This window comes from Lachnospiraceae bacterium oral taxon 096 (genome assembly GCA_018141845.1).
Lineage (GTDB): Bacteria > Bacillota > Clostridia > Lachnospirales > Lachnospiraceae > F0428.
Map to the genome: position 1 here is coordinate 1,621,042 of CP073340.1, position 22,344 is coordinate 1,643,385.

24 protein-coding genes are annotated in these 22,344 nt (G+C 41.2%); 23 read left to right on the forward strand and 1 reads right to left on the reverse strand.

Annotation, left to right across the window (positions count from 1 at the left end; genetic code table 11):
* Positions 1 to 81 precede the first annotated feature (81 nt).
* Positions 82 to 270: a 50S ribosomal protein L28 gene (rpmB, locus tag J5A74_07980; GenBank protein ID QUI95319.1), complete on the reverse strand. Its 189-nt coding sequence runs from the start codon at positions 268 to 270 to the stop codon at positions 82 to 84.
* Positions 271 to 492: 222 nt separating this feature from the next.
* Between rpmB and J5A74_07985 the strand changes: the two genes are divergently transcribed.
* From J5A74_07985 to J5A74_08095, 23 genes are all read left to right on the forward strand, one after another.
* Entirely contained in the window at positions 493 to 852 is a 360-nt protein-coding gene (locus J5A74_07985; protein ID QUI96862.1) for an Asp23/Gls24 family envelope stress response protein, read from the forward strand.
* A gap of 12 nt (positions 853 to 864) precedes the next feature.
* A complete protein-coding gene (locus J5A74_07990) occupies positions 865 to 2,538 on the forward strand; it encodes a DAK2 domain-containing protein (protein ID QUI95320.1) in 1,674 nt (557 codons plus the stop codon).
* A 1-nt stretch (position 2,539) separates the two neighbouring features.
* The gene (recG, locus tag J5A74_07995; protein QUI95321.1) at positions 2,540 to 4,594 is read left to right on the forward strand and encodes an ATP-dependent DNA helicase RecG; all 2,055 of its coding nucleotides are present in this window, start codon (positions 2,540 to 2,542) and stop codon (positions 4,592 to 4,594) included.
* 17 nt (positions 4,595 to 4,611) lie between these two features.
* The gene (locus tag J5A74_08000) at positions 4,612 to 6,237 is read left to right on the forward strand and encodes a peptidoglycan binding domain-containing protein (protein QUI95322.1); all 1,626 of its coding nucleotides are present in this window, start codon (positions 4,612 to 4,614) and stop codon (positions 6,235 to 6,237) included.
* Between the two features lie 21 nt (positions 6,238 to 6,258).
* Positions 6,259 to 6,816 (forward strand): 16S rRNA (guanine(966)-N(2))-methyltransferase RsmD, encoded by a 558-nt coding sequence (gene rsmD / locus J5A74_08005; protein QUI95323.1) that lies wholly within the window; start codon positions 6,259 to 6,261, stop codon positions 6,814 to 6,816.
* A gap of 2 nt (positions 6,817 to 6,818) precedes the next feature.
* On the forward strand, positions 6,819 to 7,295 hold the full coding sequence (gene coaD, locus J5A74_08010) for a pantetheine-phosphate adenylyltransferase (protein QUI95324.1): 477 nt from the start codon (positions 6,819 to 6,821) through the stop codon (positions 7,293 to 7,295).
* 14 nt (positions 7,296 to 7,309) lie between these two features.
* Positions 7,310 to 7,942: a vacuolar family H+-ATPase subunit H gene (locus tag J5A74_08015; GenBank protein QUI95325.1), complete on the forward strand. Its 633-nt coding sequence runs from the start codon at positions 7,310 to 7,312 to the stop codon at positions 7,940 to 7,942.
* A gap of 63 nt (positions 7,943 to 8,005) precedes the next feature.
* Positions 8,006 to 9,352, forward strand: a complete 1,347-nt coding sequence (locus J5A74_08020) for an RsmB/NOP family class I SAM-dependent RNA methyltransferase (GenBank protein QUI95326.1) — start codon at positions 8,006 to 8,008, stop codon at positions 9,350 to 9,352.
* Positions 9,353 to 10,078 carry an rRNA pseudouridine synthase gene (locus tag J5A74_08025; protein ID QUI95327.1) on the forward strand — a complete coding sequence of 242 codons (726 nt, stop codon included), beginning with the start codon at positions 9,353 to 9,355 and terminating at the stop codon, positions 10,076 to 10,078.
* Positions 10,047 to 10,730: an HAD family phosphatase gene (locus tag J5A74_08030; protein QUI95328.1), complete on the forward strand. Its 684-nt coding sequence runs from the start codon at positions 10,047 to 10,049 to the stop codon at positions 10,728 to 10,730. The genes J5A74_08025 and J5A74_08030 overlap by 32 nt, the downstream gene beginning before the upstream one ends.
* Positions 10,711 to 11,481, forward strand: a complete 771-nt coding sequence (locus J5A74_08035) for an SDR family NAD(P)-dependent oxidoreductase (GenBank protein QUI95329.1) — start codon at positions 10,711 to 10,713, stop codon at positions 11,479 to 11,481. Before J5A74_08030 ends, J5A74_08035 begins: the two co-directional genes overlap by 20 nt.
* Before the next feature lie 10 nt (positions 11,482 to 11,491).
* Positions 11,492 to 12,058 carry a hypothetical protein gene (locus J5A74_08040; GenBank protein ID QUI95330.1) on the forward strand — a complete coding sequence of 189 codons (567 nt, stop codon included), beginning with the start codon at positions 11,492 to 11,494 and terminating at the stop codon, positions 12,056 to 12,058.
* 8 nt (positions 12,059 to 12,066) lie between these two features.
* Entirely contained in the window at positions 12,067 to 13,026 is a 960-nt protein-coding gene (locus tag J5A74_08045) for an RluA family pseudouridine synthase (GenBank protein QUI95331.1), read from the forward strand.
* Positions 12,999 to 13,532: a Holliday junction resolvase RecU gene (locus J5A74_08050; protein QUI95332.1), complete on the forward strand. Its 534-nt coding sequence runs from the start codon at positions 12,999 to 13,001 to the stop codon at positions 13,530 to 13,532. The genes J5A74_08045 and J5A74_08050 overlap by 28 nt, the downstream gene beginning before the upstream one ends.
* Before the next feature lie 62 nt (positions 13,533 to 13,594).
* Complete coding sequence (gene hisZ / locus J5A74_08055; protein ID QUI95333.1) at positions 13,595 to 14,857, forward strand: ATP phosphoribosyltransferase regulatory subunit; 1,263 nt, start codon at positions 13,595 to 13,597, stop codon at positions 14,855 to 14,857.
* The gene (locus J5A74_08060; protein QUI95334.1) at positions 14,854 to 15,510 is read left to right on the forward strand and encodes an ATP phosphoribosyltransferase; all 657 of its coding nucleotides are present in this window, start codon (positions 14,854 to 14,856) and stop codon (positions 15,508 to 15,510) included. The genes hisZ and J5A74_08060 overlap by 4 nt, the downstream gene beginning before the upstream one ends.
* Positions 15,511 to 15,521: 11 nt before the next feature.
* The gene (gene hisD / locus J5A74_08065; protein ID QUI95335.1) at positions 15,522 to 16,820 is read left to right on the forward strand and encodes a histidinol dehydrogenase; all 1,299 of its coding nucleotides are present in this window, start codon (positions 15,522 to 15,524) and stop codon (positions 16,818 to 16,820) included.
* Positions 16,807 to 17,406 (forward strand): imidazoleglycerol-phosphate dehydratase HisB, encoded by a 600-nt coding sequence (gene hisB, locus J5A74_08070; GenBank protein QUI95336.1) that lies wholly within the window; start codon positions 16,807 to 16,809, stop codon positions 17,404 to 17,406. Before hisD ends, hisB begins: the two co-directional genes overlap by 14 nt.
* A gap of 1 nt (position 17,407) precedes the next feature.
* Positions 17,408 to 18,124, forward strand: coding sequence for a 1-(5-phosphoribosyl)-5-[(5-phosphoribosylamino)methylideneamino]imidazole-4-carboxamide isomerase (gene hisA / locus J5A74_08075; GenBank protein ID QUI95337.1), 717 nt, complete (start codon positions 17,408 to 17,410; stop codon positions 18,122 to 18,124).
* On the forward strand, positions 18,078 to 18,461 hold the full coding sequence (gene hisI, locus J5A74_08080) for a phosphoribosyl-AMP cyclohydrolase (protein ID QUI95338.1): 384 nt from the start codon (positions 18,078 to 18,080) through the stop codon (positions 18,459 to 18,461). Before hisA ends, hisI begins: the two co-directional genes overlap by 47 nt.
* A 102-nt stretch (positions 18,462 to 18,563) precedes the next feature.
* Entirely contained in the window at positions 18,564 to 20,423 is a 1,860-nt protein-coding gene (locus J5A74_08085; GenBank protein ID QUI95339.1) for a TIGR03960 family B12-binding radical SAM protein, read from the forward strand.
* A complete protein-coding gene (locus tag J5A74_08090) occupies positions 20,404 to 21,093 on the forward strand; it encodes a TIGR03936 family radical SAM-associated protein (protein ID QUI96863.1) in 690 nt (229 codons plus the stop codon). The genes J5A74_08085 and J5A74_08090 overlap by 20 nt, the downstream gene beginning before the upstream one ends.
* Positions 21,094 to 22,275: a ribonuclease E/G gene (locus tag J5A74_08095; protein ID QUI95340.1), complete on the forward strand. Its 1,182-nt coding sequence runs from the start codon at positions 21,094 to 21,096 to the stop codon at positions 22,273 to 22,275. It abuts the gene before it with no gap.
* Positions 22,276 to 22,344 lie beyond the last annotated feature (69 nt).

Genomic DNA, 22,344 nt, shown 5'->3' on the forward strand with positions numbered 1-22,344 from the left:
TATTTATGAGATAAAGCAAAAGGGAGCTTTCAAGTATAAAACTTGAAAACTCCCTCTTTATTTAAGTTCCATCTTTATCTATTAAGCACGCTCAACAAGACCTGAACGTAATGCTGAGGTAGAAACCCAAACTCTCTTGGTATTTCCGCCAGCAGTCTTAATTCTGACCTTCTTAAGGTTTGGCTTCCACATCTTGTTACCACGTCTGTGAGAGTGGCTGACAGTATTACCAAATAGAACAGACTTTCCAGTTACTGAACACTTTGCCATAAACGATTACACCTCCTTAAATGCGCTCGGATTCGGATTCAAAAAATCCATAACAAAGCTATGATAACAGAAAGAGCAAGTTTTTGCAAGCAAAAAATCATTTCCGTAGATAGAAGATGTGTGGCAGAGGATGAGCTATTGCAAAAAGCATAAAATATAGTATAATAGATAGTGCACAATCAATTTTTATCTCTGCACATCTATGGCAGGGAAGGAGCAGATATGGACAATGGAGTATTGAATAACACATTGGGCGATGTGATGATTAGCCCAGATGTGATTGCGTTATACGCTGGATTGCAGGCGGTGGAGTGCTTTGGCATTGTGGGAATGGCTGCAATTAGTGTTCGAGACGGATTGGTGAAATTGTTAAAGAGAGAAAGTCTTACCAAGGGGGTAAAGGTTTCGATCAAAGACAATCAGCTAAGTATTGATTTTCATGTGATTATTGCCTATGGGGTAAATATTCATGCGGTATCCGATAATTTAATTGAAAATGTAAAGTATCGTGTGGAGTTATTTACAGGAATGAAAGTAGAACAGGTCAATATCTTCGTGGAAGGCGTCAGAGTAATCGATTAAGGAGGGAAATCTGTGGAACAGATAGATGTAGTGCTTCTAAAGCGGGCGTTTTTATCGGCAGCCCAAAACTTAGAGGCAAAAAAGGACTGGATCAATGAATTAAATGTATTTCCCGTGCCCGATGGAGATACGGGAACAAATATGACCATGACCATTCTTGAAGCTGCAAAGGCTGTGGCTGCTGCAGATAATGATATGACAGCAGTAGCTAGAGCGATTGCTTCGGGTTCACTGCGAGGAGCAAGGGGAAATTCGGGTGTAATTTTGTCACAGCTTTTGCGTGGCTTTACCAAGGTCATTCAAGATGCAAAGCAAATTGATGTGATGTTATTGGCTGCTGCAATGGAAAGGGCGACGGAGACAGCCTATCATGCTGTGATGAAGCCAAAAGAGGGAACAATTTTGACTGTGGCCAAGGCAATGAGTGAGAGAGCCATTGAGCTTGCACAAGAAAGCGATGACATTGTCGAGTTTTGTGCACAGGTGATGAACCGAGGAGATGAGGTATTGGCTCAGACACCACAGATGCTTCCTGTCCTCAAGCAGGCAGGAGTTGTAGATTCTGGTGGTCAGGGATTGATGGAAGTAGTCAGGGGAGCGTTTTATGCTCTCAGTGGAAAAGAAGTTTCTGCGGACTTTTTAAAGGAAAAGTCAATAGTGGTCAAAGAGAATGCAGAAAATGTGGACACCGCTCATCTTTCCACTTCAGATATTCACTTTGGCTATTGTACAGAATTTATTATTCATCTGAATAAACCAATGCCTTTAGAGGAGGAGGATCAATTGAAGGACTTTTTGTCTTCGATTGGTGATTCTATCGTGTGTGTGGCCGATGAAGATGTGGTCAAAATTCATGTGCACACCAATGATCCAGGGCTTGCCCTTCAAAGGGCATTGACTTATGGTGCACTCTCAAGAATTAAAATTGACAACATGAGACAGGAACATCATGAGCGACTCATTAAGGACGCACAGCGTGTGGCGATGGAGCAAAAAAAGGCGGATGAAGAGAGAAGAAAGCCGAGGAAAAAATATGGCTGTATCAGCGTCTGTGCGGGTTCAGGATTAAGTGAAATTTTTAAGGGAATTGGGGTTGACGAGGTGATTGAAGGCGGTCAGACCATGAACCCAAGCACGGAAGATATCTTGCAGGCCATTGAAAAAGTCAATGCAGATCATATTTTTATTTTTCCAAATAATAAAAATATTATTCTTGCAGCAAAACAGGCAGCAGAGGTTGTTCAGGACAAAAAGGTCTATGTGGTGGAGACAAAGACTATTCCACAGGGAATTACCGCAATGCTTGGATTTATGCCAGAGAGTGAACCGGAAGAAAATCTAGAGGAAATGACTCAGCAGATGAAGACCATTTCTAGCTTGCAAGTGACCTATGCAGTGCGAGATACCAGCATTGACGGAGTTCAAATCCACAAGGGGGATGTGATGGCCCTTGGCGATCAGGGCATACTCAGTGCAGGTGAGGAAATCAATACCGTTATTCTTGAGGCATTAAAGACAGTTGTTACACAAGATAGTGAGCTGTTGAGCATTTACTATGGGGAGGATAGGAAAGAAGATGAGGCAAAAGCTTTATCTAGTGAGATTCAAAAGGCATATCCATCCCTAGAGGTAGAACTTCACCTGGGAAATCAGCCAGTCTATTACTATATTATTTCGGTGGAATAAAATGCTACAAGATAAAGTGACCAGTCTAAGGGGCGTGGGAGAAAAGACGAAAAATCTTCTCAAAAAATTGGATATTGAGACGATAGAAGATCTGCTAAGGCACTATCCGCTGCGATATGAAAAGATGGAAGAACCAGTATTTTTTCATCCGACACAGCCGGGGGAGGAAATTAGTGTCTATGCACAGATTGTCAAACCATTGAACAATCGCATCTTTGGAAAAAAGAAAGTCACAACCGCTGTGCTGGAAGATCAAACGGGGAAAAAAGTCAATGTCATTTGGTACAATGCTGTCTACTTGGCGATGACATTAAAACTATTTACTCGCCATATTTTTGTGGGAAAAGTTATAGAAAAAAATGGGGTGCTAGAGATGGAGCACCCCAACATTTATGAGGTGGATGAATATGAGAAGCTATGTTTACACCTTCAAAGTGTTTATCCATTGACTAAGGGAATAACAAGTGGAGCAATGGCCAAGTTTGTGGCCGCAGCCTTGGGGCAAAGTGAGGATATGAACGAATTTTTGCCCGAAGCAATTCGGCAGAAGTTTTTACTCTGTGGTCTCAAAAAGGCTGTGGAAAAAATCCATTTTCCAAGAGATTTTTCTGAAGTGGTTATGGCGAGGAAGCGGCTTGCCTTTGATGAATTTTTCTTATTTTTATATTTGACAAAATTTGAGGCAAAATCAAGGAAGCATCTCCATTCTCTCTATTGCATAAAAAGATGTTCTATGCAACCATTCTTTGAAGCACTTCCCTTTGCCTTGACTTCTTCACAAAAAGAGGCAATGGAAGCTATTTTAGCTGATATGGCTTCAAATCAGGTGATGAATCGACTTGTGCAGGGCGATGTTGGTTCAGGAAAGACGGTGATTGCCTTTGCTGCCCTCTATGCAGTTATTCAACAGGGTTATCAGGGGGCATTGATGGTTCCGACAGAAGTTTTGGCTAAACAGCATCTATTGGCATTTGAAAAGCTTTTTTCCCATATCGATGGAAATTATCGGGTAGCACTGTTGACGGGCTCAATGACCAAAAAACAGCACGAAGAGGCCTACAAAAAAATAAAAAGTCATGAGATTGATGTTGTGATTGGGACCCATGCACTTTTACAAGATGGGGTAGAATTTGACAAACTTGCTCTTGTGATTGCGGATGAGCAGCATCGATTTGGTGTGATGCAGCGTCAAAATCTTGCACAAAAGGGGGCACAGCCTCATATTCTGGTGATGAGTGCAACACCGATACCAAGGACTCTGGCAGTGATTTTGTATGGGGATTTGGATGTGACGCAGATTTTTGTTAAACCACAGGGGAGATTACCAATTAAAAATGTAGTCATTGAACCAAAGGATCGAAAGAAAGCCTATGCCCATATTGCAAAGGAAGTACAAAAGGGGCATCAGGCCTATGTGATTTGTCCGATGGTCGAGGAAGGGGAGGAAAGTTCCCTTGAAAATGTGATGAATTATGGTGCGAAATTAAAAACATATTTTAATAATCGTTATTTTATAGAAATTTTGCACGGTAAGATGCAACAAAAAGAAAAAGATGATATAATGGAACGGTTCACACATGGAAAAATTGATATTTTGGTGTCGACAACGGTCATTGAAGTTGGCGTGGATGTACCCAAGGCCACGGTGATGATGATTGAAAATGCGGAGCGATTTGGACTTGCTTCCTTGCATCAGCTTCGAGGGCGTGTGGGGAGAAGCGATTTACAGAGCTATTGTATTTTTGTCCGAACATCAGAAAAGGAAAATGCGAAGAAGCGACTAGATGTCGTGGGAAATTCAAATGATGGTTTTTTCATTGCATCAGAGGATCTAAGGCTGCGTGGACCAGGTGAACTCTTTGGGATTGCCCAAAGTGGAGAGTTTGTATTTGGGATTGCAGACATATACAGTGACGCAGCAGAACTTGCAATGGCACAGCAGGCCTGTGCCATGATTTTTGAAGGGTGTGTTGACTGTACACAAAAAGAGCTGTATAGTCTAAAGGAGCAGATGGAAAAGTATAAAAAAAATTATTACAATCGGTTGAGTTTGTAGGGTGAGGAAAGGAAGAAATGGCAGAAGTAGAGAACAATGTGGCACAAACACAGGATGTCGTACTGACAAGAGTGCCCGTAGCGGATACGAAGGCAAAGAAAAAGACAACAGGAAGCAAGTGGTTAAAAGGGATAGGTTGTGGTATATTGGTGATTGCAGGTGCAATCAGCATTGGTTATGTCATCAAGGCACAGACCTTTAATAAAAAGTTTTTCCCAAACACCTATATCAATGGAATCAATGTCTCTTATATGACACCGGAGCAGGTGCAGGATATTATTAAGGGACAGATTGCAAATTATCAAATTGTCATCAAGTCAAGAGGCAATGGCGAGGAAATTTTTAAGGGCTCAAGTGTTGGTCTACACTATGTGCCAGATGAAACTTTAAAGAAAATGGTGGATGATCAAAAGATTTTACAGTGGCTTCCACATATGAAGAAAAAGGATGATTTGACAGTTGAAACCAATGTTGAACTCGATGAAGGTCTCTTTGATGGTTCTGTGGTCAAGTTAAAGGCACTGGATGAGGCGACATTTGTTGCTCCAGAAGATGCAAAAGTTTCTAGTTATGTCAGTGGAAAAGGATTTAGTATTGTTCCAGAAGTGGATGGAAATCAATTGGATGTGGCAAAGGCCAAGGAGGTCATTAAGCAATCTATGCTTACGATGCAGCCAGAGATTGATTTAGATGCAAATGGCAACAGTCTCTATGCCAATCCAAAGGTTCGTGCAAATGATACCCAATTGATTGAGGCAAAGGATGAGATGAATAAGTACGCTTCGGCAAAGATTACCTATTCTGTGGGTGAGACCTTGTCTGGTGAGACCATTAGCAAGTGGTTGAGCGTGGGTGGGGATGGAAAAGCAGTCATTAGTGATAGTAAGATTGCAGACTATGTCAAGTCTATGGCAAAGAAGTATGATACCTATAATAAGGCAAAGACTCTCCAGATGACAGGTGGCGGAACAGTGACCATCTCTGGCGGAAGTTATGGTTGGAAGATTAATCAAAGTGCAGAGGCAGCACAGATTAAAAAGATTATTACTGAGGGAAAACAAGTTTCAAGGGATTTTGTCTACTCGAGAAAGGCAGCTTCTCACGGAAGCAATGACTATGGCAATTCCTATGTCGAAGTCAATCTCTCCGCACAGAAGGTGTATTTTTACAAAAATGGAGGACTGGTGATTTCTTCAGATTTTGTATCTGGAAATCTTTCCAAGGGAATGGCGACACCAGGGGGAGCTTACAGCGTTGCTTATAAGCAAAAAGATGCGATCTTAAAGGGTCAAGGCTATGCCTCACCGGTAAGTTTTTGGATGCCATTTAATAATGGCATTGGCTTCCATGATGCCCCTTGGAGATCTTCATTTGGTGGATCCATTTATAAGACCAGTGGTTCCCATGGTTGTATTAATTTGCCACCATCTGTAGCCAAGGTATTTTATGAAAATATTAGCGAGGGATATCCAGTTCTTTGTTTCTATACCAATAGTGCGACAACGGCACCAGCTGCTGCACCAGTAGCACAGCCTTCACAGGCTCCAGAGGAAACAAAGGCTCCGACATCAGAGACAGTGGCCAATTCGGCACCAACAAAGTCTTCTGAGGCCGCTGCAGTGGAGGCACCAAAGGCCAATTAAGTAAGATAGTGGGGAAATGTGATGAGAGTAATTGCAGGAAAGGCAAGAAGACTCCAATTAAAGACAATCCCTGGCGATGCGACAAGACCAACGACAGATAAAATCAAGGAAACGATTTTTAATATGTTGATGCCGATTTTGCCTGAGTCAAGATTTTTAGATATCTTTTCAGGCAGTGGAGGCATAGCGATAGAAGCGCTCAGTAGGGGCGCTTCTTATGCTGTTTTGATTGAAAAAAATCCAAGAGCAGTGGAAATGATTCGGGAGAATTTAAAGACCACCCATCTAGCAGAGGATGCACGCATTATGCCGGGGGATTTTCGATATGGACTAAAAAAGTTAGAGCAGACAGAAAAGGAGCCATTTGACATTATATTCATGGATCCACCGTATAATCATCAAATGGAAAATGAGGTACTTGATATTTTAGAGAATTCTTCATTCATTGATGAGCATACCTTGATTATTGTGGAAATGTCTAAGGAGACGGATATTTCTACCATCTCTGACCAGATATGGGAGCTTACAAAAGTCAAAGAATATAAAACAAATAAGCATATATTTTTGCGAAGGAGATAAATATGAAGATTGCAGTATATCCAGGCAGTTTTGATCCTGTCACCCATGGACATATGGACATTATTCGCAGATCAGCTTCTGTATTTGACAAATTGATTGTTGGTGTCTTGCGCAATAAGTCAAAAAATCCATTGTTTACAGTGCAAGAGCGTGTTAAAATGATACAAGAAGTAACTTCAGATATAGAAAATGTTGAGGTTGTCGATTTTGACGGGTTATTAATTGACTTTGTTCACAAAGTAGGTGCAAAAGCCATTGTTCGAGGTCTACGTGCTGTGACAGACTTTGAATACGAGTTGCAGATGTCCTTGACGAATAAGGTCATTGCACCAGATGTAGAGACTGTATTTTTGACAACAAATTTACAATATTCATATCTAAGTTCTAGCATTGTCAAGGAGATTGCTTCCTACAATGGAGATATCAGCCACTTTGTGGACAAAAGAGTGGAAAAGGCTATACAGGATAAGATGAAATAACAAGGAGTGTCCATATGAGTAGAATTGAACAGATTATTGACGATATAGAGACATTTATCAATGGCTGCAAGATGGTTCCGCTTTCTTCGTCAAAAATCGCAGTAAACAAAGAAGAGATGAAGGAATATTTAGCTGATTTGCGGGAAGAAATTCCAGTGGAGATTAAACAATATCAGAGAGTATTGAGCAATCAGGAGGCGATTATTGCTGATGCGAAGTTACAAGCCAGCAGTATTGTGGCCAATGCCAATCGAATGACAGAGGAACTGACCAATGAACATGAGATTATGCAAAAGGCCTATGCTAGGGCAGAAGAGATGATACAAGAAGCACAATTACGAGCAGAGGATATTGTCAACAATGCAACAGCAGAGGCAAACGATGTCAAGACAGCAGCGATTCAGTATACAGATGAACTCTTGAGCAATGTACAGAGTATGTTACAAAGTTCACTTGGGGGAGCACAATCCAAGTTTGATCAATTTACTTCGGATTTGAGATTGACCATTCGCACGATTGACCAAAATCGCAATGATTTGGCAAGAAGTTATAACGAGGTTGTGCCACCAGAGCAAAACGAGCAAAATGACGAGCTGGAAAGCTATGATGATGGGCAGCAGATGGGCTACTACAGCAATCAAGAATAAAAGAGTTTGTAAGGGCGTGCCGAGGATTTTGGGCACGCTTTTTGATTACTTTGGAGGAAGAAGATGATACAAGAAAAGGATTTGCCAAAAAGTTATGTTGAGGCAATGAAAGAACTTTTGGGTGAGGAATATCCCGAGTATATTGCAACTTTACATCAAAGGGCGTTTGGTGGTGTGCGAGCCAATACATTAAAGGTCAGCCCAGAAAAGATGTGTGAGCTTTTAAAGAGTGATTTAAGAAAGGTACCTTGGGTGGAGACGGGATTTTATACAGATGAAAACCGGGGACTTTCAAGAAGCCCTTATTACTATGCAGGGCTTTATTATATTCAAGAACCTTCGGCGATGACACCAGCTTCGGTTAGCCAAGTTCGCCCAGGCGATCGAGTGCTCGATTTATGTGCAGCCCCTGGGGGAAAAAGCACGCAAATTGCAGCAAAGCTACAGGGAGAAGGTGTGCTAGTCACCAATGACTTGAGTAATTCAAGAGCGAAGGCCTTGCTAAAAAATATTGAGGTTTCTGGCGTTGGCAATGCGTTGATTACTTGTGAGGAGCCAGCAAAACTTGCGAAGGTCTATCCAGAATTTTTTGATGTCATTTTAGTGGATGCTCCGTGTTCGGGAGAGGGAATGTTTCGAAGAGACAATGCGGTATTTCAAGCCTATTTGAAGCGAGGACCAGAATTTTTTGCACCGATTCAGAGAGAAATTCTTGAAGAGGCAGCAAAGATGTTAAGACCTGGGGGACATTTGGTGTATTCGACCTGCACCTATGCAAAGATGGAGGACGAAGATACACTATGTGCATTTTTGGAAAAGCATCCAGAATTTTCAATTGATCCACTCCAGATGGAAAAAGGATTTACGGAGTCAAAAATTTTGCCAGGGACGATACGACTTTTCCCACATAAAATTGACGGAGAGGGTCATTTTGTGGCAAGATTAAAAAAAGAAGGAGCTATAGAGCACACGACGCACCATATCAATCAAAAAAAGGTGAAATTACCAAAGGAAGTGGAAGAATTTTTGCATCATATCAAGAGGAATTGGGAGAGTGAACGCTTTTATATCAACAGAGAATATGTTTATTATCTTCCAAGAGAGGCAAAGCTAGATCGCTCTCTTCGCTATTTACGCACAGGACTTTTGCTTGGGCGAATCAACAATAAGCGATTTGAACCATCTCAGGCTTTGGCAATGAATTTAAAGATGCAGGAGTGGGACAATCCTGTGAATCTTTCCATTGATGACCCTCGGGTTCTTCGCTATCTAAAAGGGGAGACATTGGAGGCACAAGATGAGGGAAGTGGCTATCGTTTAGTGTGTGTAGAAGGATATCCCCTCGGTTTTGTCAAGCAAGATCGCATGCGATTAAAGAATAAGTATTACCCAGGTTGGAGGATGATGTAAGTGATACTACGACTGGACAAGTATTTGGCCAATCAAGGTATTGGCACAAGGAGTGAGGTAAAGAAATGGATTGGCACTGGAAAAGTCTGTGTCAATGGGGAAGTCGTCAAAAAGCCAGAAGTGAAGGTAAACAGTGAAAAAGATGAGATTGTGGTTTCTGGCAAAGTACTAGTCTATGAAGAGTTTGAATATTATCTACTCAATAAGCCAGCAGGGGTGATTACAGCGACATCAGATCAAAGGCATAAGACGGTGATGGATTTATTGGATGTTACAAGAAAGGGATTGGTTCCTGTTGGGCGGTTGGATATTGACACGGAGGGGCTGCTGTTGATTACCAATGATGGTCAGCTTGCTCACCAGTTGCTCTCTCCAACTCACCATGTGGAAAAAGTATATTTTGCACATATCGAAGGAAAATTGCCAGATAATGCCAAGGAGCAGTTTTTGGCGGGGCTAGACATTGGGGAAAAGAAAAAGACATTGCCAGCAAAGCTTGAAGTTCTTGGAAAAAAAGAAGAATACACCTTAGTCAATGTGACTTTGTGTGAGGGAAAGTTTCATCAAGTAAAGCGAATGTTTCAAGCTCTTAATTGTGAGGTAGTCTATTTAAAGCGAGTAAAAATGGGAGGGCTAAGTCTGAGTGATGATTTAGCTCCTGGTGAATATAAAAAATTATCAGAGGAAGAAATCAATGTTATCAAATGTGGAAGCAGTACTATTTGACCTCGATGGGACGCTGGTGGATTCGATGTGGATGTGGAAGGCCATTGATGTTGCTTATTTGCAGCAATTTGGCATGGAATGTCCGAAGGATTTGTCCGATACCATTGAGGGAATGGGTTTTACGGAGACGGCACAATACTTTAAGAAAAGATTTGGTTTGCCCAGAGAAGTCGAGGAGATCAAGAGGGATTGGGTGGAAATGACACTGGATAAATATAAGAATGAAGTGCCATTAAAAGCGGGAGCCAAGGAATTTTTGGATGAATTGAAAAAAAGGGAAGTAAAAATGGGCATTGCCACAAGCAATAGCAGAGAAATTGTCCATGCAGTGCTTTCTTCTCTAGGTGTGGAAGATTATTTTCATCAAGTGCTTACATCCTGTGATGTGAAGAGGGGAAAGCCTTCACCAGATATTTATTTGACCTGTGCAGAGAAATTAGAGGTTGAGCCAAAAAATTGTTTAGTCTTTGAAGATGTGGTGGCAGGAATTTTGGCAGGAAAGCGTGCCAATATGCAGGTCTGTGCGATTGAAGATGCCCATTCTGCCGATATGAGAGAGGAAAAAAAGGCATTGGCCGATTATTACATAAAAGATTACAAAAACTGTCAACAGTGGTTTGTGGGAGGAAAGAATGAGAATTGCAATTATTAGTGGTGCTTCTTCTGGGCTTGGAATGGAAATGACCGAGCAAATTGCAAAGAAGTTTAAAAATTTAGATGAGATTTGGGTGATTGCTAGGAGAAGGGAAAAGCTCTATGAACTAAAGAAGAAGGTAGAAAAAGAACAAAAGGTCAATATTCGACCATTTGTTGGTTCAGTGGAGGACGAGCGATTTTTAGAGCACTTTGAAAGGTTCTTAGAGAAAGAAAGACCAAAAGTAAAGATTTTAGTCAATGCGGCGGGATTTGGCTTATTGGAAGAGATTGGAGAGTGCACAAGAAAAGAAGAGACGGACATGATTCGGGTCAATTGTGTGGCATTGACAGAGTTAACCAATATTGTGCTTTCGCATATGCGTGGACGAGCATTGATCCTTAACTTTGCTTCGGCGGCAGCGTTTATGCCACAGCCACAATTTGGCATTTATGCGGCAACCAAGGCCTATGTCTATTCCTATTCTAGGTCATTGCAGATGGAATTAAAAAAGAGAAAAATCAATGTCTGTGCAGTCTGCCCAGGACCTGTGGCCACAGAATTTTTTGACATTGCTCAAAAGTACAAGAGTGTGGCTTTTTACAAGCACCTTGTGATGGCGGACAAAAAGAAGGTAGTAAAAAGAGCACTAAAGGATGTGGTGGCAGGAAAATCCACTTCTGTATATGGACTGAGCATCAATGTATTTCGCATTTTGGCAAAGCTTTGTCCGTGGAGTTTTATTTTAAAAATCATGCAAAGAATGTAGGAGAAGATGATTGAAGGTAGAAAAGGGAAGTTATGGATACCGAAAGGTATATAAAAAAAGGCAGGGGGCAATGATCTTTATCTTTTTGGTGGCGATTTTGGCACAGGTCATTGCATCAAAATTAGTGGTCAGTCAAAATTTTAGTAGAATTTTGATTGTGATGTCCATTTTGACTGTTCTACCTATGGCAAATTTGGCATCACCGTTTTTGGCTACATTTCGCTATCAAACGCCCAGTCAAGAAGAAATGAAAAAGATTCTTGCGTTTTCAGATAGAGGGGAAATCCTTTTTGATTTAGTCGTGACCATGAGAGAACAAATTATGCCTTTGGATTATGTGATGATTGTGCCAGGATATGCCCTTTGTTATATGCCAAATACCAAGGCCAAGGTCGATGTGGGCAGGGAGTTTTTAGAAAAAAATTTTAAGGACAATGGGGCAAGTTGTAAGATTAGTATCTATAAGGACTGGAAAGATTATCTTCGAGTACTGGACAAATTATCAATTTCCAAGGAGCAAGGAAGCGATAGAAAGATCGAAAAGATTAAGGAATTGTTTCTCAGCCTTTCGGTGTAGGAGGAAGAATGCAAGAGATTGTCGTGGGAAAAAATGAGAGCGGACAGAGAATAGACAAATTACTTGGAAAGTATTTGAGTGAGGCGAGCAAGGGATTTTTGTATAAGATGATGAGAAAGAAAAACATTACACTCAACGACAAAAAATGCGTTGGAAATGAAATGCTTTCTCAGGGAGATTGCATTCGGCTGTGGCTGGCAGAGGAGACCATTGAAAAATTTAAATCAAAGCCAAAGAAGGAGTTTGCAAAAACCTTGCTCAAACTAGAAGAGATTGTGTATGAGGATGAAGATATTTTGGTGATGAACAAGCCGGCAGGGCTTCTTTCTCAAAAGGCCGAGCCAAATGACATTTCGGCCAATGAAATTTTTATTCAATATTTATTGGAGAGTGGGCAAATTTCTACCAAGGATTTGTCCACCTTCTGCCCTTCGATTTGCAATCGCCTCGATCGAAATACCAGTGGACTTTTGATCTGTGGAAAGACATTAAAGGGAAGTCAAAGAATGAATGCATTGATTAAACAAAGAGGTGTAAAGAAGGAATATCTGGCTATTGTTGAGGGGAAAATCGCTAGGGGGGAAAGAATTGTCGGATGGCTTGAAAAGGATGAAAAAAAGAACAAAGTTTCACTAGTAGAAGAGGAAAAAGTAGGAGCAAAGCCCATTGAAACAGAATATCTTCCTTTGTACTATGAGAATGGGATGACACTTTTATTGGTGCATTTGATTACAGGGCGAACCCATCAAATTCGTGCTCATCTTTCTTCCATTGCTCATCCGATTGTGGGTGATAGAAAATATGGAAGTGGAAGAGGAACAACACAGCAATTACATGCGTATCGCCTACAGTTTCCACCCATTGCGGATATGGAAGTTGGAGGAAAGACCTTGGTGGCCAAGGTGCCAAAAAGTTTTAAAAAATGGATGAAGGGGTATTCATGGGAACTTGGAAATCGAGAGGTCTAAGGGGATCAAATCTGGAGGAAATGATCAATCATTCCAATCAGGTTTATCAGGAGATGGGACTTGCTCTTATTCAAAAGATTCCAACGCCCATTACACCGATTCAAATTGATCAATCCTCTAGACAGATTACATTGGCCTATTTTAATCAAAAGTCAACGGTGGACTATATTGGCGTGGTGCAGGGGGTCGCTGTGTGCTTTGATGCCAAGGAATGCCACAGTGATACTTTTCGATTGGCCAATGTCCATCCCCATCAGATGGTCTTTATGAAAAATTTTGAGGCACAACAGGGCGTTGCCTTTTTAATTATTCATTACACAAGAAAAAATCAATTATATTATCTTCCCTACAGAGAGCTTGCCTATTATTGGAAGAGGATGGAGGAGGGAGGGCGAAAGAGCATAAGTTTTGAAGAAATGTGCAAGGAATATCCCATTGGTCAACATCGGGATGTCCTTGTTCACTATCTCGTGCCCTTAGGAAAAGATTTGAATGAACGAAATTAGTTTGACATTGTTCCTCTGTTATGGTAGCATACTAAAGTATAAAAGCTGAGGAGAGAAAATGAATGAAAAATCTTTTGCATACGCCAGAGGGCGTCAGAGATATTTATGATAGAGAATGTGCACGAAAAAATATTGTAGAGCAGAGAATTCTTCGCCAAATGCAATTATTTGGTTATAGTGCTATTGAAACCCCGATGTTTGAATTTTTTGATATTTTTGCCAAGGAAAGAGGTTCAGTCAGCGACAGGGAGATGTATAAGTTTTTTGATCGATATAATAATACCGTAGTTCTTCGCCCAGATATGACTCCAGCCATTGCAAGATGTGTGACAAAGTTTTATGGAGAGGAAACGATGCCGCAGCGACTTTGCTATTTGGGACATACCTTTACCAATAGTGCCTCTTATAAGGGAAGACTCTACGAGGTAACCCAATCAGGTGCAGAGTTAATTGGAGATGATTCTGCTCAAGCGGACGCAGAAATGATTGCGATGGTTATTCAATCGCTAAGGAGTGCAGGGCTAAAGGAATTTCAAGTGGAACTTGGAGAGGTTGAGTTTTTTCGAGGTCTCCTAGAAGAAGCTGGCATCAGTGAAGAAGAAGGCGATGAGCTCAGAGAGCTGATTGAAAATAAGAATTATTTTGGAGTAGAGGATTATATTTCAAATGTCTTAAAAAAGGCAGATTTTAAGGATGTATTTTTAAAGCTTCCAGAATTATTTGGCTCTGTCGACAATATTCGACAAGCCAAGGAAATGACGAAAAATCAGAGAGCACAAAGTGCAATTGATCGCCTAGAAAAGGTGCATCAGATTTTAAAGGAATATGGACTTACGGAATATATTTCCTATGATCTGGGAATGCTGAGCAAATTTAGCTACTACACAGGGATTATTTTTAAGGCATATTCCTATGGTATTGGTGATTATATGGTCAGCGGAGGTCGCTATGATAAGCTCCTTGTGCAGTTTGGCAGAGATATTTCGGCGATTGGATTTGCCATTACCATTGACCGTTTGATGTCGGCTCTGTCTTCTCAAAAGGTGGAATTTGATACAAGTGCGGCAGATGTTTTGGTAGTCTATGAGGAGCAAAGGACTGGTGAGGCAGTGCAAGTGCTCACAAGGTATCGACGAATTGGAAAGAGAGCGATGGGTATGCCAATGGAGGGAGAAAAAGAAAGAAAAGAGTATATCGCCTATGCCAAAGAAAAGGGGATGACACAGCTTATCTTTATGAAAGAAACCTCCATACTAAAGACAGACATCAATACAGGAAAGGATCTGGAGAAAAATCTCGAGGAAATTTTGGGTGAAATATTATGAGGTATATAACAGTTGCACTGGCCAAGGGGCGATTGGCCGAAAAGGCCATGGAGATGTTTGAAAAGATTGGCATTTCCTGTGAGGAGATGAAGGACAAAACATCGAGAAAACTTATTTTTTCCAATGAGGAATTAGGTATTCGCTTCTTTCTATCAAAGACTTCCGATGTTCCAACTTATGTAGAATATGGGGCAGCCGACATTGGCATTGTGGGAAGAGATACCATCTTGGAGGAGGGAAGACAACTCTATGAGGTGCTGGACTTAAAGATGGGAAAATGTAAGATGTGTGTCTGTGGACCAGCTGCCGCAGCAGAACTATTAAAGCATCATGAGCAAATCCGTGTGGCCACAAAGTATCCCAATATTGCCAAGGACTATTTTTACAATAAAAAGCATCAGACGGTGGAGATTATTAAGTTAAATGGAAGTATTGAGCTTGCACCAATTGTTGGATTGTCAGAGGTCATTGTCGACATTGTGGAGACAGGAACAACATTGCGAGAAAATGGTCTTGAGGTACTTGAAGAAATTTGTGATTTGTCCGCTAAAATGGTGGTCAATCGTGTGTCCATGAAGCGTGAAAATAAGAGAATTTCACAAATCATTAAAGACATCAGTGAAAAAGTGTTATATAATAAGATTGTAGACTGAAGGAGAAGAGAATGAGAATAGTTCAACTAGATAAGGAAACCAAAAAGAATATACTTTCAGATCTATTGAAGAGGGATCCAAATCAATACGGGGAGTATGAGGCAACAGTCAAGGAGATTGTTGAAAATGTTCGACACAATGGGGATGAAGCATTAAAGGAGTACACACTTCAGTTTGATCATACTGAGCTAGATACCCGTAAGATGTTGGTTAGTGATGATGAAATTGCGGAGGCCGAAAGCCTTGTCGATCCTGAGCTTAAGCAGGTGATGCAAAAGTCGCTTGAGAACATTCGCAATTATCATAAAAAGCAGTTGCGGACAAGTTGGTTTGATGCCCAGCCGAATGGTACCATTCTTGGCCAGAAAGTGACACCGCTTACACGTGTAGGTGTCTATGTCCCTGGTGGAAAGGCTGCCTATCCTTCGACGGTATTGATGAACATTGTGCCTGCCTCTGTTGCAGGTGTTCCGGAGATAGTTATGGTCACTCCTCCGGGAAAAGATGGTAAGGTCAATCCAGTGACGCTGACTGCAGCAAAGATGGCAGGAGCAACAAAAATTTATAAAGTGGGGGGCGCACAAGCAATTGCCGCACTTGCATTTGGAACTGCGACGGTGCCTAAAGTCGACAAAATCGTAGGACCAGGAAATATTTTTGTTGCGCTTGCCAAAAAATGTGTCTATGGATATGTGAGCATCGATAGCATCGCAGGACCAAGCGAGATATTGGTGATTGCCGATGAGACAGCAAACCCACGCCACATTGCAGCGGATTTGTTGTCCCAGGCAGAACATGACGAATTAGCATCGGCAATTTTGATTACTACAAGTAAAAAACTTGCCGATGAGGTGAATCAATATATTGAAAAGATGGTTCCTAATCTTTCAAGAAGGGCCATCTTAGAAAAGTCACTTGAAAATTATGGATATATTTTATTGGCAGAATCATTAGATGAGGCGATTGATGTGGCAAATGAAATCGCCAGTGAGCATTTGGAGATTGTCACAGCAAATCCATTTGAGGTGATGACAAAGATTAAGAATGCAGGGGCCATTTTCTTGGGCTCTTATAGTTCAGAGCCACTGGGCGATTATTTTGCGGGACCAAATCATGTCCTTCCGACCAATGGAACGGCAAAGTTTTTCTCTCCTCTTAGTGTTGATGACTATGTTAAAAAATCAAGTATTATCTATTACTCTAAGGAAGCACTTGAGGCGGTACACGAGGATATTGAAAAATTTGCCAAGGCCGAGGGACTTACTGCACATGCAAACTCCATTCATGTGCGCTTTGATGGGGAAGAGTAAGATGAGAATAGCCAGTGTAGAGAGAAACACAAGGGAAACAAAGATTTCTTTGGAGATAAATTTGGATGGCTGTGGAGAGAATCAGATTTGTACAGGCATTGGTTTTTTTGACCATATGCTCACAGCACTTTCTCGCCACAGCTTTATTGATATGAAATTAAAGGTCGATGGGGATTTGGAAGTGGACACTCATCACACCATAGAGGATACCGGCATTGTGATTGGCGAGGCCATTCGAAAGGCACTGGGAGATAAAATGGGCATTAGACGCTATGGAAGTTGTATTTTGCCAATGGATGAGGCACTCGTCCTTTGTGCCGTCGATTTGTCTGACCGCCCGTATTTGCAATATGACTTGCAGCTTGACCGAGAATTTGTTGGAAATTTAGAGACCGAGATGGTGAGAGAATTTTTCTATGCCCTCTCCTACTCGGCAAGAATGAACTTACATATTAAGGAATTTTCAGGAGTCAATAATCATCACAAGATTGAGGCTGCATTTAAGGCATTGGCCAGAGCACTCAAGGAAGCCGTGTCCATTGATGAAAGCATTCAGGGTGTACTTTCAACGAAAGGAATATTGTAATATGCAGTTATATCCAGCGATAGATTTAAAAGGCGGAGCCTGTGTCCGCTTGACACAGGGAATGTTTGACAATGTAAAGAAGTACTCGGATACACCACAAGAAATGGCAAAACTTTGGGCAGAACAGGGGGCAAGCTTTCTTCATCTTGTCGATTTAGATGGTGCTGTGGCGGGAGAGAGCGTCAATGCCCCTGCACTCAAGGCAATTCGAGATAGCATTCATATTCCTATTCAAGTCGGCGGAGGAATTCGCAGTGTCGAGACAGTGAAGAATATGCTGAATATGGGGATTGATCGGTGTATTATTGGTACAAAGGCAGTAAAAGAGCCAGAGTTTATTAAGGAATTAATCCAAAAATTTGGTGCAGAGGCCATTGTTGTTGGAATTGATGCCAAAAAGGGAATGGTTGCTGTGGAAGGTTGGGGAGAAGTCTCCAATGTCTTAGCCAAGGACCTTGCAATGGAGATGGTCAGGATGGGTGTAAAACATATTGTATATACCGATATTTTGAGAGATGGAATGCTCTCAGGTCCAAATGTAGAGTACACAAAACTTTTGACAGACCAGACAGGGATTGAAATCATTGCCTCTGGTGGAATGAGCAGTATGGATGATTTAGAGAATCTGCACAATGCAGGTGTCAAGGGAGCCATTATTGGAAAGGCACTCTATGAAAAAAAGATTGATTTGGCAGAGGCAATTAAAAAGTATGAATAAGAGTGAACAAAAGAAATATCGGTGGGCGGAGCTAAAAAAGCTCTCGGATGGGTTGCTCCCTGTAGTTGTTCAAGATAATGAGAGCAATCAAGTGTTGATGGTGGCCTATATGAATGAGGAGGCGTGGAATAAAACCTTGGAGACAGGGACGATGACCTATTACTCCCGTTCGAGGAAGGAGCTTTGGATTAAGGGAGCGACTTCGGGGCACTATCAATATGTCAAGTCACTTTACTTAGATTGTGACTATGATACATTGCTTGCAAAAGTTGAGCAAGTGGGGGCGGCCTGCCATACAGGTAGCAGGAGCTGTTTTTTCCATCAAGTTGAGAAGTAGTAAGTACAGGGGGATACCAAAGAGTATCCTCCTTTTGCTTTGCCAAGGCACAAACCTATGCTATAATGAAAACCAGTATGCCCAAAGGAAAGGATTTTATTTATGAAAAAATTAGCATTGTCAGATGATATTTTGCTCAAAGTGGATAAGCCCGCACGCTATATCGGAGGCGAACTCAATTCTAGGGAAAAGGATATAAAGGATATTGATATTCGCTTTGTGATGTGCTTTCCAGATGTATATGAAATTGGGATGAGCCACATTGGAATGCAAATTCTCTATGACTATCTCAATCGCAGAGACGATGTCTATTGCGAGAGGCTCTTCTCACCTTGGATTGACTTAGACAAAATCATGAGAGAGGAAAAAATTCCTCTCTTTTCACTTGAGTCTCAACTGCCGGTAAAAAGTACAGACTTTTTGGGAATTACCCTGCAATATGAAATGTGTTATACCAATATCTTGCAGATTTTAGAGCTCTCTGGTATTCCATTTCATTCAGAGGATCGCACAGAGAACGATCCCATTGTGATTGGTGGTGGACCATGTGCGTTTAATCCAGAGCCATTGGCAGATTTTTTTGATATGTTTTATATTGGAGAGGGCGAAGTGGTTTACTATGATTTGCTTGACTTATATAAGGAGTATAAAAAAGAAAAGAAATCAAGGAAGGAATTTCTTCGTGCAGCGAGTAAGATTCCTGGCATCTATGTGCCATCTCTGTATGAGGTAGAGTACAATGAAGATCATACATTAAAGAGCTTTACACCACTTTTTGATGATGTTCCTGCGGTTGTAGAAAGACAGGTTGTTCGGGAAATGGACACAGTGACATTTTTGAGCAGTCCTGTAGTTCCCTTTATTAAGGTGACACAGGATCGAGTGGTGTTAGAGATTATGCGTGGTTGTATCAGAGGATGCCGATTCTGTCAGGCGGGGGTGATTTATCGTCCGACAAGAGAGCACTCCGTAGAATATTTAAAAAATTATGCCAAGGTGATGCTTGATATTACTGGAGCAGAGGAGATTTCATTGAGTTCTCTCTCGTCAAGTGATTATCGTGGATTAAAGGAGTTGCTTGACTTTTTGATTGAATACACCAGTGAGCGTGGAATTAACATTTCCCTGCCATCGCTTCGAATTGATGCATTTTCACTCGATGTAATGAAAAAGGTACAGGATGTCAAGAAGAGTTCCTTGACCTTTGCAGCTGAGGCGGGCACACAGAGGCTGCGTGATGTCATTAATAAGGGAATAACGGAAGAAAACATTATCAATGGCTCTAGGGAGGCCTTTCAGGGTGGTTGGAATAAGGTAAAACTCTACTTTATGCTTGGGCTTCCAACGGAAACAGATGACGATATTCGAGGAATTGGCGAACTTTGTGAAAAGGTAGCTGAGGAATATTATCGCATTCCAAAGTCAGAAAGAATTGGAAAGGTACAAATTACAGCAAGTTCCTCCTTCTTTGTGCCAAAGCCATTTACACCATTTCAATGGGCGGCGATGCTTCCCGAAGAGGAGTATCTGCGCCGTGCGTATTTGACCAAAGATCATATTCGTGCACAATTAAATCAAAAGAGCATTCGCTATCAGTATCACGATGCTGATGTGACCATTTTAGAGGGAGTATTTGCGAGAGGAGATCGAAGAGTTTGTAAGGTCATTGAAACAGCCTATGCTTCTGGGGCCTTATATGATGCTTGGTCAGATCAATTTAAAAAAGATGTGTGGATGAATGCTTTTGAAAGCTGTGGTATTGACTATACTTTCTATATCTTGAGAGAGAGAAAAATGGATGAATTATTCCCTTGGGATTTTATTGATTGCGGTGTGACCAAGGAGTTTTTAAAGAGAGAGTGGAAGATTGCCCATCAAGATAAGATTTCTCCAAATTGCAGGGAGGCCTGTCTTGGATGTGGTGCGAAAAAATTTGGTGGAGGTGTTTGCTTTGAAAATTAGAGTAAAATTTGAAAAGACCGGAGTAGTTCGCTTTATTGGACATCTCGACATTATGCGCTATTTTCAAAAGGCAATGCGAAGATGTGCAATGCCCATCAAATATAGTGAAGGATTTTCACCTCATCAGATTATGAGTTTTGGAGCACCACTAAGTCTTGGCATGGAGAGCATTGGCGAATACATGGACATTGAGGTGGATGAAGAAAAAATGCAGGGCATTCACTCACAGGAGGCCATCGATAAGTTAAATTCGGTGATGTGCCCGGGCATTTATGTGCGTAGTTTTAGAAGATTAAAAGAGGGAACGAAAAATGCGATGTCGAGTATGACCGAAGCAAAATATCGCATTGAATTTTTGGATGTTGATGGGGACGAGTTAAAAAAAGCGGTAGACACACTGCTCGATCAAAAAGAAATTATATTGGAAAAGGTGAGAAAGGAAAAAGTCAAGATGATTGACATTCGACCACTCATCTATCACCTTGAAGTGATGGAGCAACCGTTGACCTTGGAGATGGATATTTCACATGGAAGCGTGGACAATTTAAAACCAGAGCTCGTTTTACAGGCGTTGGGAGAGAAGTTTAAAAATGCCAAAAGACGCATCATTCGTGTCGATATGTATGCACAGAACCATCAAAGTCTCAATGATTTTGGAGAGGATATTTAAGTGAACCGTTATTTAATTACAGAGTATGAGAAAAAAATGGTCTCAGTGTACTATGAAAAAGATGTGGCAATGGACATTGAAGTGCACGCCCACACGACGCTCAATGCCATTTGTATTGCAAAGGTAAAAAATATTGTGGAGAATATTGCAGCGGCTTTTGTGGAGGTGGAAATTTGTGGTGAGCGAGAGCTTTGCTACTATAATCTCAAAGAAAACAAGGTTCATCTCTACACAGATGAGAGAGAGCATCAAAAGTTGAAAGAGGGCGATGAAATTATTGTCCAGATATCAAAGGAGGCCGTAAAGACAAAGGCTCCCATGGCCAGTGCCCATATCTGCATGACGGGGTGGTATTGCGTGGTCAGTTTAGGACATGGAGAGATTCGTTTTTCTTCAAAGATTCGGGATCAGGAATGGAAAAATCAGATTCGAGAGGAAATTTCTCATTTTCCACTGGAAGAAATTCAAATTCTTTGTAGAACGAATGCCTATCAAATTTCGGCTGAAAAGATTTATGCAGAGGCAAAAAAATTGGGAGACAAGTTACTGAACCTTCTTCGTGATGCAAAGTATAAGAGTGCACCAACTCTTTTACAGGCTCCAACACCTGGGTATATGACTTCGATGCAAAAGTTAAAGGAAGAGGACATTGAGATTGTGACAGATCTTCCCAAGGTCTACCAAGAAATAAAAGAATATCTTCTTGAGCAAAAAAGTCCAATGGTAGAGGGATTAAAATTATATGAAGATGAGATGATTTCGCTCTGTGCACTCTATGGCCTAAAGAGTTTATTTGCTGAGGCATTGTCAAAAAAAGTTTGGTTAAAGTCGGGAGGATATCTGGTGATTGAGCCGACAGAGGCCTTGACGGTGATTGATGTCAATACAGGAAAGACTGATGTCAAGATGTCAAAGGAAGAGACAATTCAAAGAACCAATAGGGAAGCAGCCTTGATGGCAGCTAGACAGCTGAGATTAAGAAATATTTCAGGCATTATTTTGATTGATTTTATTGATATGACCGACAGTCAGCATCGAAGGGAAATCTTTGAACTTTTGTCTAGAGAGCTAAAAAAGGATAGGGTAAAAGCGGTGGCTGTTGATTTTACCTCTCTTCATCTTGCAGAAATGACCAGACAGAAGCTTCGTCCTACTCTTTTTGAGCAGTGGAGAGATGCATAGAAAACTGCTTGACATTTACGGGGAAAGATGCTATCATTTCAAAGTATGCCGCTCAATGAGGTTATAAGT